A 15,870-nucleotide genomic window follows, 5' to 3' on the forward strand; every position below is an offset into this window, starting at 1 on the left:
GGGAATTTTCCTCGTCTATTTTTTAACTACTGATTAAGCAGTTTTAACTTGACCAAAACGGCGGTTTCTTGACTGATAAGCTAGTAGTGCTTGATGAAATTCACCTGCGTCGAAATCTGGCCAGAAAGCATCGGTGAAGTAGAGTTCAGTGTAAGCAAGTTGCCACAGGAGAAAATTAGAGAGTCGTTTCTCTCCACTGGTGCGAATCAGCAGGTCTGGATTGGGCTTTCTGTGCGTATATAATTGCTCCTCAAACAGAGCTCTATCAACTTGCGAGGCTGTGAGCGCTCCGTCTTCTACCCGTGCGGCGATCGCCTGACAAGCTTGTAGTATTTCTTGCTGTCCTCCATAATTGATCGCCATTACAAACTCGACACTAGTATTGTCTGCTGTCTGTTCTATGGCTCGCTGGATTTCTGAACGTAGGGAATGGGGCAAAACCGTTAAATCTCCAATGCAATCGAAGCGCATTCCCATCGCCTTTAACTCAGGCAACTTTTGACGAATCATCTGCTCGATCAACCACATCAGCAGTTCCACTTCCACCTTGGGACGTTGCCAATTTTCTGTAGAGAAAGCATAGACTGTGAGGGTATGAATACCCCAATCCTTACAACAATGCAGTAGATTTACCAGGTTATCTGCACCCCGACGATGACCAAAAAGACGGGGTTGACCTCGGCGTTTAGCCCAACGACCATTACCGTCCATAATCACCGCTACATGAGCCGGTAGGGTACAAGGATCTAGGTCTGGGGGCAAATGGCGTAGTAGTGTTGTTTCCACAGTCATACCTCTTAATAAGAATAGGATTTACTCATTTCGCAGATTTGGCCGTCTTCAATCCGAATCGTGCGATCGCCAATATCGGAAATGCGGTTATCGTGTGTCACCAGCAAAATAGCGCAGTCGTTTTCTTGAGAAAGTTGCTTCATCAGATTCACAACATCTCGACCAGTCTGACCATCTAAAGAAGCTGTAGGTTCATCAGCCAAAACTAACCGAGGACGATTCACTAAAGCACAGGCGATCGCCACCCGTTGTTTTTCTCCGCCTGATAGCTGCTGAGGATAGTAATTCAGCCGATGTCCCAAGCCAACTGCTCTGAGTATTGTCTCAGAGCGCATACGAACTTCTTGCCGAGAAACCTTACTCAGTTCAGCTGACACCTGAACATTTTGTTGCGCCGTCAAAAACCCCAGTAAATTGTAATTCTGAAAAATATAGCCAATATTGCGGCGAATCTGCACCAATTGGTTATTGCTAGCATTATTTAACTCCCAATTCAAAACTTCGAGACTTCCCTCTTGAACAGAACGCAAACCACCAATTAAGCTCAAAAGAGTACTCTTACCCGAACCAGAAGGCCCCGTCAGCAGCACAATTTCTCCTGTGCGAAGCTCCAAATTCACATCAAATAAAATTTGCTTTTGCAGTAACCCAGTTCCATAGAAGTGATTCAGATTTTGGATATTAACAATAGATTTTTTCAACATAAATCTCAATTCTCCGCGTACCTCTGCGCTTACCTCCGCGCCCCTTTGCGTTTAAATGTCCTCCCTCTAAGAAAAAATATCAGCCGGATCAGCCGCCCGAAGTTTGCGTGATGCGATCGCACCAGAAATACAGCACATCAAAACACTCAAAACAAACACTTGAATTGCCGAACTAAAAGTCATAAAAATAGCGACCTTAACAAGCTTGCTAGTAAACTCATAAAAACCTAAAGCCATAACAAAACCAGGAGCGTAACCCAGAACCGACAAAATAATCGCCTCTTGGTAAACTACACCCAACAAATAGGAATCCCGATATCCTCTCGCTTTGAGGGTTGCATACTCAGCTAAGTGATCGGTAACTTCGGAGTAAAGAATTTGATACATAATCACAGTGCCGATAATAAAACCCATTGCTACACCGATGTTGAAAATTGCCCCTGTGGGTGTACTATTAACAACGTAATCTTTTTCAAATTCTACGTATCTCTGCTTAGTTAACACCCTGACATCTTTGGGTAAGTTCTCTTGCAATGCCTCAAGAACTCTTTGAGCGTCAGTACCCGGCTCCAAGTTGATTAACCCAACATCAATTTCACCAAGCTGACGATTTTTGAACAAGCGCAGAAAATTTAAATCACTCGTAATTAAGTTCCCATCAGCGATGGGTGTAGCTCCTAGAGTGAACAAGCCAATGAGTTGAGTACGGCGGCCAGCCGCTTCGATGGCGATAGATTCCCCCTGCTCCAACCTGGCAGCAGTTCGCGTCACAAAATCTCCGCGAGAAACGCGATCAAACAAAAAGACATCTGGAGTTTTGAGAACTTCTAATTGTTGATTAACTTCCGGTAAGTCTAGGACAGGTTGCCCTGGCTCGAAACCCATCACATACATAATTCGGCTGCGTCCAGTTTCTGGGTCTTTCCAGTCTGGAAGTGTACTAATATACAAGGGACTAATTGATTTGACTCCCTCCACGCCCTGAGCTTGGTACAGACGACGCGAGGAAAAACTGTGCATCGCTTGAATAGATACAGTTTTGGAACTAATTAAGACCAAATCGGCTTTGAGATGCCTGTGCATCGCGGACTGACTGTAGTAGCCAGCCAACTGAAAACCCAACTGCATAAACATCAACATATCTGCGAATGCAATCCCTACTAAAGCTGATAGGAAACGGCCTCTCTCTTTGGTGAGTTGCAACCAGGCTAAAGGTGTTTTAAATGTCATTAGTTAATAAGGTATAAATTATTGAAATTTAAACGCAGAGGGGCGCGGAGGTAAGCGCAGAGGTACGCGGATAATTCGCTATGAATTAATGAAGTGTTGTACTAAGTATTAAATTTCCACTTTAACTCTCAGGTTGGTTAAGGTTGCTACTCGCTGACTGTCTTTAGGATCTAAGCGAATCTTCACCTCCACTACTCTGGCGTCCTCATCAGCAATGGGGTCAGTATCAAGAATGGCTTGCTTACCAATCTTGAGTCCGATTTGCTCGACATTTCCGTGTAACTCGTCTGTAAATCCGCTACTGATAATAATTGCCCGACTACCAAGCTGGACTCTACCAATATCAGTTTCATAAATCTCTGCCACCACGAGCATTTGGTTCGTTTGACCAAGTTCAACAATTCCTTGCTCGCTGACAACTTCTCCGGAGCGAGTATGGATTTCCAGAATTTGACCGGCGATAGGAGCTTTTACATCAGCAAGATTCAGGTCTGCTTTAGTTCTAGCAACCGCAGCGATCGCACTTTCCACTTCAGCTTGGGCTAACTGCTCATTAGCCTTGTGGGTGTCTCTCAATTGTTCTAAAGTCGCTTTAGCCTCATCTAATTGCCCTTGAACATTAGATACAACCAATTGTTTACTGTCCAAAAGAGATGCGGAAATAGCACCTTCTTGAAATAATTCTTGATATCGCTGATATTCTGTTTTAGCAGTATCTAATTCCGTCTTCAAGCGAGCAATTCTGGCTTGTTGAGCTGCTGTTTCCCCTGAAGTTGATCGAGATTTTTGCAGTTGAGCTTGAGCAACATTTAGCTGTTTTGTAGCTAGTTCTAAAGCAGCTTGATAGCGTTCGTAGACATCCAATCTGGCAATAATTTGCCCAGCTTGGACGCGATCGCCTTCTTTCACTAGTAGCTTAGTCACCCGCATCCTTGTCCCGTCAATAGTGGTGGGTGCTGACACGCGAGTGATTTTACCTTGAGGCTCAAGCCGCCCTAAAGCAACTACAGAACTGACACTAAGATTAACAGGAGCAACTTTAGGGTTTTGAACTTTTGTGGTACGAGTATTCCAGAGATGGTAGGAAATGGCAACAGATAAACTGGACACTAGAGCGATCGCCAGCCAATTGATCAGATGCTTGCCCATTTCAATACGTTCAATGCCTTTGAGAAATTGCATTATTTCTCCTGCAAAAATGGGTTGTGCATCAAAAAACTTTGGGATCGGTAATGCTGATTGGTAAACCAATTGTGACAATTCTGTTCCAGCGCAGATTGATCATAAATACAAATCTGTGATTTAAGTTGTTGTGTTACCGTTATAAAGTTTGCAAATATAAAAGTCGATACAGAAAAGTTAAGGAATTTCAGGTGGAAACAAACTTAACTTTGATAAATGAACGCAAAACCTTTCTTTTGATTAGCTTGAATACCCGTTAAAGATCGCTCTTGCATAGAAAAATGCGTGAGACGAAAAGCCTCACGCACCCTACACTTACGTATTATTAGCTTGTGTTAACTAATTTACTCCCTCCACATTGAAGTAATTAGCTAACGCCAACACAACCTCCTGAGTCAAACCCTCAGATAACTCTGGTAAATAAACGCGGATGGCATTCCTCACAGCAGCGTCGAATTCACCAGTGTTAGCCGTAGCATTACGGACAAATGGCTCAATTAAACGGATTAATTCATAACTGCTAGTCAAGTCAGTATTCTGAATCGCCCGGTCTAGTGGTGGGGCTGTGGGGTCGGGGAATTCTGGGAGAATGCGGCTGACGAAGGTGACGCGGTGGAAGATGCGCCAGCAAGCAGGGCCGCCTTCGGGTTGTCGTGCTTGGCGGAGTGCTTGAGCGTTGGGTGAATTATTCTCCTCTAACCAGATGGGATCGACGACATCATTAAAGAAAGCGTCGTAATTTTGGGTATCTGGGGTGAGGTAGAAGCTCAAGAAGCGATAGGCGTTGACTTTACCGGGAGCATCCAAAGGATTACCATTGGCATCGAATTCGCGGATGGGGCGACCGGCTTCATCTCGTACCAAGTTACCGCGTTCATCTAGTGTAAATCTCTGCAAATCGCCTTGGGTGTTGTTTTTCAGGTCGATTCTAAAAGATTGGCTGGCTTCTTTGGTTTTGGATTTGGTGAGGTTTAAACTACCACCAAAGGATGCTTTCGTCTCTACGTTTAAACTGATACCAACTACTTCCCCGGTGGCGGCAGCACTGAAGGTGGCGTTACCTGTGAAATTATACGCTCCACTGGTAGATTCTTGCTGTACATCTGTGGTTTCTGTCGATTCAGCGAAGAGTCCACCATCGGCTGTCCAGATATAACTGTTGACTAAGTTACGTTTACTGTATTGCTCTGGTAAATCGTTGTTGGAAGTCAAAGCATCGATTAAACCACCGGCAGCAATTCCGGCCGCTGCGACAAAGGGTGCAGCTGCGCCGGCAACTGAAGCCCCGGCGATCGCCCCTGTGAGTCCTCCCGCTAGAACACCAGTAGCACCGGGGGGTGTGGTGCGGAAGTCTTCGTAGAAGGTACGTAGGCGAGTTTCTTCGGCTTGGATGCGTTGGCGCAGGATGTAAGCTTCGCTGGGTTTGAAGTAGCTGTACTCGCCGTAGTTGATAGCTTCGGGATAATCTGGGTCTAGTACTTTGCCGTTTTGGTCGTATCCCACAGTGCCATCAAGTGAGCCTTGTTTGGTGTAACGGGGGTTGATGGGGAAGGGGATGATGTTGGTATCCTTGGGAATATTGAGATTGGGAACCATGCGGAAGGCGACTAGGGCGCGGTTATATGATAGGCGGATGGCATAGATATCAGCTGTTTCCGATTCTACTAGGGCAAAGCCAACGTTGGATGGTTGGTAACGGCGAGGCATGGCTTTATTTAGCCGTCGGTTGATATTTGGATCTTCCCAAGCACCACCTAATCCAACGGTGGTCATTTTGCTGACATTGGTGACGTTAGTTTGTTGCTGGTTACTTGACCATTTCAACTCGGTGTCTAATTTGACTGAAGCACCCAATTTCGCACCACCAGCAATCACATCTCTAGTGATAAAACCAAAACCCAAAGGAGCAACTACACCATCGATATTTTGACTTACTTCTCCAGTTATGGATGCTTCAAAGGAGGAAGTGAAACTAGTATCTTTACTGGTAGCAATAGTGTAGGAAACGCTATCAGCTTCGACAAATTCTACGGAAGTGGTATCAACGTAGTCACGTAAAGAATCATCAATTGGCCCGGCGGTGAGGTTTTCGGAAGGAACGGGGGGCGCACCTTCGATGAAGCCTTTGATTTGCGGGTCAAATTGGACTTGACTAATCCATTCGGTAATTAAGTTACCAACTTTGTAACCTGTGAGCAAATACCAATGACCGTTTTGAATAAAAGCGTAACAGCGTTTGTGAACTCCGGTGATTTCGCCGTTGTTGGCGGTTTGGATGTCTGCGTATTCGGCGATCGCAGGGCGGCTGGTAATATTACTGTTGTATCTGTTACTCACACTACCCAGAGCATTCCTAACCAAAGGTATGTCATCAGAAAGGGGTGCGCGGGAGAAGGTATGTTGAATATCGGCATTATTGCTAGCTGTGAGGTGATTTCCCCGCAGGCTGCTGTCGTTGACGGTGGTGACTTTTCCTGCGGTTGTAGGATCGGATTCAAATTCGTAGTAAGCTAGCAGGTTTTCCCGTTCGCCTTTGAGTTGTCCAAACAGGTTATCAAGAATTTGTTCTTGGGTGCGGAACTGTTTCCAAATGCGGACTTCATCAATTGCTCCCCGGAAATCTCGACCCAAGTTAAACTGATTTTGTGGCAGGGTGACAGCATTTAAAGGGGCAATCTGGGCTGGGATACCGTTGATGTATAAATCTAGTCTGGTAGCTGTGGGTGAAGGGTCAGCAACCCAAGTCGCACCGATGATTCTGGCTTCATCGTTACCGATTAAATTGGTGGTAGTGTTACCGGAACCTTCATTAATGCGCCACTCACCGGCTAATTTATCGCGATCGCTATTATTTTGGTGTAATTCGCTCATACTTAAAGCCCGGTTCCACACCCGCAAGCTGCTGATGGTTCCCAACAGATAGCGGGGATAGCCATTAACAATGGTTGTGCCTTGGGGTATACCATTACACCTACCTACTTCCAAAGATTGTAAACTGGTGACTGGTTTACCGCTACCTGAGATAGTTTCAGTTCTCCGTAATTGTCCGTTCCAGTACAAGTTAACTGTGTAGCTATTATCAGTTTGTCTCCCGGTGACGGCGATGTTCACCGGAGTACCAGGGGTAGGTGCGTTAACAGAGGCAATTACCAGGCGTGGTTGTTGATTATCTTCATAACCAAAGCACAGGCTGTAGTTTGTCGCCGAATCTCGTCTGACGTATAACCAAGCAGTGAGTTCGGGGTTGTCTCTGCCAATTCTACCTTTTTGCAACAAGGGGTGGAACATTTGATTGTTGTTAGGTAGAGTGACAGTCAATTCAATTGTGAGTTCGTTGTCTACACCCAAGCCAACTTGGTTGCCACAGTCTAGGTAATTATCTACACCATTAAATCTTAAAGCATAGGCTTCGGCGTAGGTGGCGGCGATGTGTTCCCAAGTAGTTGTCCACATTGGTTCGGTGGTGGTGAGGTAGCGGTCTCTCACCCCAGCGACAACGTTGTAGGCGGTGAGTCCTGATTCTACTCTGGGGAGACTGCCGAAAATTTGCCCATCATTGGCGGTGTTACCAGTGCGATCGCTTGCTGTTCCATCCTCAAAGTGATAGTATGCCCGCAATCCTGATTCGTTGCCATCTAAACGACAATTTTTGGTATCGTTAATCTCTCTTTGGCTACGTACTTTCCCCCAAACCCGGATTTCATCAATTGCACCTTGGAAGTAAAACTGCTTGTTGGGGTTCTCAATCACCCCAATCAGTAATGCCCCTGTACCTTGGTAAGCGGTTGTAGCAGTATCTTCCGCCACCACTTCCCCATCTCTATAAATAATGCGTTTGCGGCTTTGGACATCAAAAGTACAAGCCCAGTGATGCCAGTTAGTATCATTTACAACACCAATTGGTGTATTCAAATCGTTACCAAAAAAGGCAAAGGTGAAGACTCCATTTTGGCGGAAACCGAAGTGCAGTTGGTTATTATTGGTAGGTCTTCCTTGGGTGAGAACTGCGGAGAAGAAAGCATTGAGGTTGGCGGAATCTCGTCTAGCCCAAAATTCGATGGTGAAGGATTGATTCGCCAAGTTCAGGTTAGCGGCTTGGATATAGTCACTTTGTCCATTGAATCGGAAAGCAGAATTTACAGGCTTTCCTTGAACTCCCAAGGAATATCTAGATGTGGGGGAATGTTGAGACACAATCCAAGTGATGTTACGAGAGATGTCTTTATCGGGACGAACCCAAGCTTCTAGGGAAATGTCACCTTGATTTGATAACTCGGTGGCATCACCGCTTAAATGTCCACTGCGAATTTGCAGCGCATTTCCTGGAGTGTCGGAAATCCAAGCGTTGGGTTGAGATAAGCCAGTCAGGGGACGGGTGGCAAGATTTTCGATATTACCTGCGTTGGATACCCCAGCCACTTCTACCAAAACAGAACCAAATTTGAGATTATAAGGAGCATTCATCAGCTCGCCTGTGTTGCTGAAGCTGCTGTAACTGTCATAATCGTATTCAACCAAGTTGATGGTTGTACCAGCAGGTAAAGTGCCTGTAAAGGTAATTTCGCCAATGCTAACTTCTTTTTCACCTGGTGCGATCGCTTTCCTTAAAGTCAGAGTTCCTGTACCAATTACCAAGGTTGCACCTTGTTCGTAGCGTTGAGTCGCAGGTTCCGCTAAGGTAATTGTATCAACCGTACCTGTGACAGCAGCACCCAAACGACCGAGATAAACCACATCCCGTGCCTGTCCACTCAGTACTCGTGCTAATCCCATCGGGTTGCGGGGGACTCGTTGCCAAGTTTCTGTAATTTGCAGCAGGCTATTTTCTAGGGTGACATTGCAAGTATTGGCATCTTCCCCGTCGGTAATCTTGACAGTAGTAGTATCAGGATTGGCATCACTAGCCATAATCACTTTCACTTCACTGCGTCCCAACCCTGGAGAACGTTCCCGTAGTTGCACACTATTAAAAAGTAAAATGCTAGCACGGGCAACATTGGTGTTGTAACTAACAGCAAAAAATTGGTCTGCATCACCCCGGAAATACAACCGCAACATTCCATTAGCACTTTCAAATAATTGCGGTGCATCATTTGTCCAAGCAAAATCTAGCAATCCCCCCACAACATTCAAACCATTGGGGTCAATATGAATTAACCCCATGGGGAAAGCAAATTTACCTTGCAGTTGGGCGCGTAAATCTGCTAGTTGGGCTTTGAGGTTTTGCAGATGTTCTGTTTGTGCTGTCATCTGCTTATTTAAATTGGGAATAATTACCGTTTGAATGTTGGTAATTTGTTGGTTGTAGCCCTCGATTTGCGAGTTGTAAGTATTCAGTTGATTCTGAAAACTTACGGTAGTAAGCACTCTCGCACTCATGTAATTACTCAGAAAATAGGTTCCGCCTAATCTGCTATTTTCCTCATAAACTGCCTGTAAAGAACCTTGGAAATTTGGTTCACTATACAGCAGAATATACGTACTTGAATCTGGTTTTACCGAGTTAATCGCAATCCGTAATGTTGAATGTTCGCCTATGCCTAATCTTTGACTAGTACCTGTAAATTGAGGCTGGGAATATCCTGTAACACCCTTACCATTTTCGAGATTTTCTCTGAGTTTTTCTCTGTTTGTCCTCTCTCTAATTAATCTTTGAATTGTTGCTTGTTGAGTAGCAATTTGTTGATTGAGAGAGTCAATTTCTCGTTGGGTATTGGGGATGTCTGTTTGTTCTAATTGAATGATTTGGTTGATAAAGGTATTCGGGTCTTTTGTCTTTGTGTCTATCAACGGTAGATTGATATTGTCGGGAATTTGCGATAATCGACCCCGTTTACTCACAGCAAAGTCCAGGACAGCTATTTTTTTCTCTTCATCGCCTTCATTTGCTGTTGCTACCGCAACTAACACACGGGCATTTTGTTTGATCGGTGCAGGTGTTCTATCATGTCCTGAAGGTACTTCCTCTTGCTGATAATACAACATAGCAGAGATACCTCTACCTGCCACAGTGCGATCGCCTACGGTGGGGCGTAGCCCATCGCCAAATCCAAAACTCGTCCGTTGAATACCAGGATTATCGCCTATAGGTGCGTCAGATTGTACCCACTGCGCTTGTCCTTCGACAATACCATTATTGAGTGTGTCTGTGCGATCGTAAACCGTTGTGCCGTTTCCTTCGTCAAATTGCCAATAGGTAAGTAAAGCTGGTTCATTCCCCGCCTTACGGAACTTTTTAGTTTCTTTAACTTCAAGTTCTGAACGTTCCCGTCCCCAAATCGATAATTCATCAACAGTTGCAACAATAGGTAAAGCCTCTTGGGATTCGCCGTACAGTGAACCGACATTTCTTCCCACAACCATGTAAGTCATCGTTGCAGAAGTCGTGGGAAATAATAAATATTGATTTTCTTCCCCTTCACCGTTAACAACCACATCTCCTACCTGAATTTTCACCACACCAGAATTTGCAGGTGCATTTATGCCATCTGGAGCCGGAGCCAGAGAAATACTAATATGATTCCATTGCCCCATTTTGATTACACTAGCCGCAGAAGTGACTGTCTTGGAGTTAGCAGTTACCTGTAAACCATAACCAGGAAGGACTTGTCCATCAGTATTTAACTGAGTTTCTATCAAGCTGATTTGGAAAACTGCTGCTGGTGTTCCTTCTGAGTAGATTACACCAGTAGTTTCTGGTTTAATCCAAGCGGAAATATTAAACTCTTGTTTATTGAGGACTTGCGCTTTACCTGCAATATAGGTATCAGCATCCAGCTTTAGCGCTGATTCTGCATAACCCATTTTCGTAAACGCATCTGGACTTTCCGTACCTTGAGTATTGAAAAATCCATCAGCAGAACGTTCGATATTGTAAGCATCAATTCTGTTAGTCCGTTGATTATGGACAAATATCTGCCAACGTTTAATATCAGGAATACCCGTTGGGACTTGCAAAACCGTAAACCGTCCATCCACCAAATTCTCGACAAAACCTAACTCCATTGTTGGCTCAAAAAATGGACGATTATCCATATCTGTAGCACCGAGAGTATCCTTTGCACTACTCTTGATAATTTTATGGCGACTGCGACGATAGCGGACTTCTCTAGCTGTTTTCAATTGTGTACCAGATAGGATGAATCTGTCTACCAACAGAGTTTGGTCAACAATAGGAATGGGTGTTTGTCCATCTGAATTTCTGACAGTGACATTATCAGGATGATTACCATTAATAGACTGACGGAAGATGTAAATATATTGTCCATCACTCAAGGCTTGAAATGGTTCATCTGCTGTTAATCTTGCAGTTGTAGAACGGAAGAAATCGATTTCTGAAATATTAATCGCAGGTTGACCGTTGCTTCTGACAGTTGGTAAAACTTTATTGGGAAGAATACCAAACCCGACTTGAGTAATTTCGTTAGGAAAAATCAATTCTTGGGGTATAGACGACCAATTTCTGGCATCAATTGGGTTCGGGTCATCTTGTTGATCAAGAATAGTGTAATATATTCGGCGATCGCTATCCATCGCCAAGGATATCAATACCCCTGTATGCTCTACCAGAGTTGTGTACTGATAAGCTTTGTTAGCGTATGTCTGCAAATAGTTGTCCCATTGGGGTTGCATATTTTTTTCTCCTAGTTATTTTGTTCAGTTAAAGGGTAGTCAAACAGTTGTTAGGTAAAAACTTACACAAATATTTCTAAGTGTAAGTTCTATTGTTTGGAGTAAACACAGCCAGAAAACTCAAATTTAAGCTATAGATTAACCTGGCTAATTTCTAAAGCTTAGACAAATTTAATGACTAGCTTGATTGAGTGGATAGCTCACAGAATTATCTACAGTAGGTTGTGTAGATATCATTCTTATAGGAGCTGCACAAGCTTGTGTAAATAACAAAATGCTGATTGGTAAGGCAATTGTAAACATTTTGTTCAAGCGTATATTGTTCAGAGAATTTATTAAACTCTTCATCAGTTCAACTCCTTGATTGCATGTGTTCTGCTATCTTTATAGAATTTGCCAAAATAAAAGTCGATACAGAAAAGTTAAGGAATTAAATATAGAAGCTAACTTAACTTAAAACTTAACTTTTACAGCATCATGATTAATTAGAGTGAAATCTACAATTCTTGACGCGATAAAAGTTTTCTTTCCAGCAATTGAACAGCAATCTTTTACCTGTACACCAGCTGTAATATCCATAAGTTGCGGATGCGCCCACAATTTTCTCAAAGCCTACAAAGTAAAGTGTAGGGTCAACAGTAGATTGGCATTTACCATCTGTTTTTGGTAATAACCTATCATTCATATAAAGATACAATTGCGGCTGTGTCAAAATTTTATTGATACCAGGACGAAAGCCAGTACTTAAAATAATTGCATCGTAATCTTGTGCTACACCATTGGTAAAGATTACGCCTGTTTTTGTGAGTTGCTAAATATTACTAGTGATTACTGGAATATTGCCTTTTTTGATTTGTTTAACAGTACCTCTATCCACCCAAGCTACACGGCCATGATTAACTTCCATCTCCATTGGCCCTTTATCTTCTGGATAGATAAAGTACGCGCTCAAATCTAAAGCAAAACGCTGAATAAATTTATCGGTTTCCGTTATGTCTATTTGTCATTCTTCTGGAGAGAAATCTATGAATCTCTCCATAGCTGCTATTTTGGCATCTGTTGTATGTTGATTAAACAAATTTTTGAAATATGACCTACTGCGCCATAGCATCGGGCTGAGTTTGGAATTCTATATGCAAAACAACTTCATCGGGTTGCAGCAGTATTAATGCATCAGCACGAATCGGTTATAAGGATAACTCTTTCGGACTTAGTTCTGTTATAGAAATAGGTTCCCCTAACAGCCAAGTAGCGAAGTCGGTAGAAAATGATTCAGCAATGAACTTGCAAATATTGTCAAACATGAAAGGATTTTATCATCAGAGGCTTAGTTATGAATAATTTTGATAGAACAGTTTTAGAGCTACAACAACAGCTTTACCGAGACGGATATGACCAGAACAATTTAAAATTAAAAATTTAAGATTAAAAATTTAAGAGGTAATAAGTAATTTTTAATCTGGTTGATTAGGTTACTAAGGTTGTGCTGTATACTCACCAAATTGCTGAATGAGTTGAGCAACTAATCCTGTCCATCCAGTTTGATGACTAGCGCCAATTCCAGCTCCATTATCACCATGAAAATATTCATGGAATAGAATTAAATTTTGCCAGTGTGGATCATTTTGTAACTTCTGTATTCCACCATAAACAGGACGTTGACCAGAGGCATTTTGCAAAAAAATTCTAGTTAACCTTTGAGATAATTCTGATGCGACTTCCCAAAGTGTCATCATTTGTCCAGAACCCGTGGGGCATTCTACTTTAAAATCATCTCCTAAGTAATAATGAAACTTTTGCAGAGATTCAATTAGTAAAAAGTTTACCGGAAACCAAATAGGCCCACGCCAGTTAGAATTACCGCCAAATAAACCACTACTAGATTCAGCTGGTTCATAATCTACACGAAATTGAGAACTGTTGACATCAAAATTATAGGGATGTTCGGCATGAAATCGAGAAAGAGCGCGAATACCATAGGGACTGAGAAACTCACTTTCATCTAACATTTTTTGCAGAATACTTCTGAGCTTATCCCGTGAAACAATTGCTAATAATCTTCTAGCACCGATTCCTTGTGTTTCCATACAAGCTACATTTTGTCGTAGGTCAGGACGATTTTGGATAAACCATTCCAGCCGCTTCTTAAAGCCAGGAAGCATTTTTAAGGTTTCTGGTTCAATTGTTTCAATGGCAAATAGGGGAATTAATCCCACCATTGACCTGACTTTTAAGGTAATCTGCTGTTCATCTAGATGTAGCACATCGTAATAAAAACCATCTGATTCATCCCATAAACTGGCTTCCATTTCACCAATTTTATTCATAGCATCGGCTATGTAAAGAAAATGCTCAAAAAATTTAGTAGCAATGTCTTCATAAACAGGATTAGTCTTGGCTAATTCTAGAGCGATCGCTAACATATTTAAACAATACATCCCCATCCAACTAGTACCATCAGATTGGTCAATACGTCCACCTGTAGGAAGGGCTGCACTGCGGTCAAATACGCCAATATTATCTAATCCCAAAAATCCTCCTTGAAAGACATTATTACCCTCAACGTCTTTCCGATTCACCCACCAAGTAAAATTGAGCATGAGCTTTTGAAACACTCGCTCTAAAAACTGTCGGTCTGCCCTACCATAAATCTTTTGTTCAATCTTGTAAATCTGCCAAGTAGCCCAAGCATGAACAGGGGGATTCACATCACCAAATGCCCACTCATAAGCAGGAATTTGCCCATTGGGATGCATGTACCATTCCCGTGTTAAAACATCCAATTGGTATTTTGCAAAATCTGGGTCAATTATTGCCAAGGGAATTGTATGAAATGCTAAATCCCAAGCCGCAAACCAGGGATATTCCCATTTATCAGGCATAGAAAGAATATCTTCATTGTAGAGATGAAACCACTCTTGATTTCTGCCCTTTTTACGTTCTGGTGATGGAAGCGGTGTGTTGCGATCGCCTTTCAGCCAATCTTCTAAAATATAATGATAAAATTGCTTACTCCACAACATACCAGCAAATGCTTGTCGCTGCACATTCCGCATATCTTCACTTAAAAGGTATGGTGTAATCCGCTGATAAAATTCATTTGTTTCTTTTTGCCGCTGGCTAAAAATTGTATCAAATTTTTTGCCAAATGGCTCAACTAAATTAGGTGCATCACTAAGCCGCAATTTAACAATTTTGGTTTCGCCAGCACTAACTGTTAATACATAATCAGCGGAGACTTTTGTACCAATTTTATTAGAATTTATTGCTGATTTTTGATTATGTATGATGTAGTTATTAATGCCATCTTTGACATATGCTGATATATTTGGAGATCCAAACAATCGCTCTGTATTTGTCTCATTTTCTGTAAAAAGAATTTTAGTTGCTTCTTGACAATACAGCCACCGCTTTCCTAAAGTTGGGTGAGATGCCTCAATTACGTTAAAGCCATCACCTGATTTAATCTCCTGTAAACTAGGTTTATCTGTATTCCCATTCCACGACCAAGTATTACGGAACCAGAGGGTAGGTAAAAGGTGTAGTGTCTTGGCTTCTGTTCCTCGGTTAACTACTTTAATTTGAATGAGAATATCTTCGGCAGAATTTTTGGCATATTCTACAGATACATCAAAGTAGCGGTTATCATCAAATACGCCTGTATCCAGTAATTCAAATTCTAATTCTCTGCGACTACGGCGTTGATTTTCTACAACTAATTGGGAGTAAGGAAAGGCTGATTGAGGATATTTATATAGCGCTTTCATGTATGAATGAGTGGGAGTGTTGTCTAAATAAAAGTAATATTCTTTGACATCTTCCCCGTGATTACCTTCACTACCAGTCAAACCAAATATTCTTTCTTTGAGAATAGTATCTTCACCATTCCAAAGAGCGATCGCAAAACAAAGTCGTTGATGATTATCAGAAATACCAAAAATACCATCTTCACCCCAACGGTAGGCGCGAGAACGTGCTTGATCATGGGTAAAATAGTCCCACGCAGTACCGTTAGGACTGTAATCTTCGCGCACCGTTCCCCACTGGCGATCGCTTAAATATGGCCCCCATCTACGCCAATGGGCTTTGTGATTTACGACTTCTGCTAATCTGATTTATTCTTGAGTTGGAGTTGTCATAATATTACCCCGTGCAATATATGCACTTTAATTGATTTACTATCTTGAGTATCTTGTTTTTACTTAAGGTAACGTGAATTCGATGACCTCTCTGCGTCAAAGAAGGGGTTAAATATTTTTAAATCTCAACGAAAAATTAGGGTTTTTAAGCCTATCTCTTTGCAGGAGAGGGTTTGTTTTAACTTCTCGAA

6 protein-coding genes and 1 pseudogene are annotated in these 15,870 nt (G+C 42.5%); all 7 read right to left on the reverse strand.

Annotated elements, in window-relative coordinates; translation table 11 throughout:
• Nucleotides 1–33: 33 nt before the first annotated feature.
• Nucleotides 34–792: an isoprenyl transferase gene (locus tag FNW02_RS29270; RefSeq protein ID WP_191760970.1), complete on the reverse strand. Its 759-nt coding sequence runs from the start codon at nucleotides 790–792 to the stop codon at nucleotides 34–36.
• A gap of 5 nt (nucleotides 793–797) precedes the next feature.
• Nucleotides 798–1,496: a DevA family ABC transporter ATP-binding protein gene (locus tag FNW02_RS29275; protein ID WP_191760971.1), complete on the reverse strand. Its 699-nt coding sequence runs from the start codon at nucleotides 1,494–1,496 to the stop codon at nucleotides 798–800.
• A 66-nt stretch (nucleotides 1,497–1,562) separates the two neighbouring features.
• Entirely contained in the window at nucleotides 1,563–2,726 is a 1,164-nt protein-coding gene (gene devC / locus FNW02_RS29280; protein ID WP_191760972.1) for an ABC transporter permease DevC, read from the reverse strand.
• 108 nt (nucleotides 2,727–2,834) lie between these two features.
• Nucleotides 2,835–3,908 (reverse strand): ABC exporter membrane fusion protein, encoded by a 1,074-nt coding sequence (locus FNW02_RS29285; RefSeq protein WP_225225980.1) that lies wholly within the window; start codon nucleotides 3,906–3,908, stop codon nucleotides 2,835–2,837.
• A gap of 339 nt (nucleotides 3,909–4,247) precedes the next feature.
• Nucleotides 4,248–11,540, reverse strand: a complete 7,293-nt coding sequence (locus FNW02_RS29290; protein WP_191760973.1) for a LamG-like jellyroll fold domain-containing protein — start codon at nucleotides 11,538–11,540, stop codon at nucleotides 4,248–4,250.
• 1,106 nt (nucleotides 11,541–12,646) lie between these two features.
• A pseudogene (locus tag FNW02_RS38995) lies at nucleotides 12,647–12,844 on the reverse strand (Rpn family recombination-promoting nuclease/putative transposase); the annotation flags it as partial.
• Between the two features lie 171 nt (nucleotides 12,845–13,015).
• Nucleotides 13,016–15,655, reverse strand: coding sequence for an MGH1-like glycoside hydrolase domain-containing protein (locus tag FNW02_RS29295; RefSeq protein ID WP_191760992.1), 2,640 nt, complete (start codon nucleotides 15,653–15,655; stop codon nucleotides 13,016–13,018).
• Nucleotides 15,656–15,870: the final 215 nt, after the last annotated feature.

This window comes from Komarekiella delphini-convector SJRDD-AB1 (assembly GCF_014831675.1).
Classification (GTDB): Bacteria; Cyanobacteriota; Cyanobacteriia; order Cyanobacteriales; family Nostocaceae; genus Komarekiella.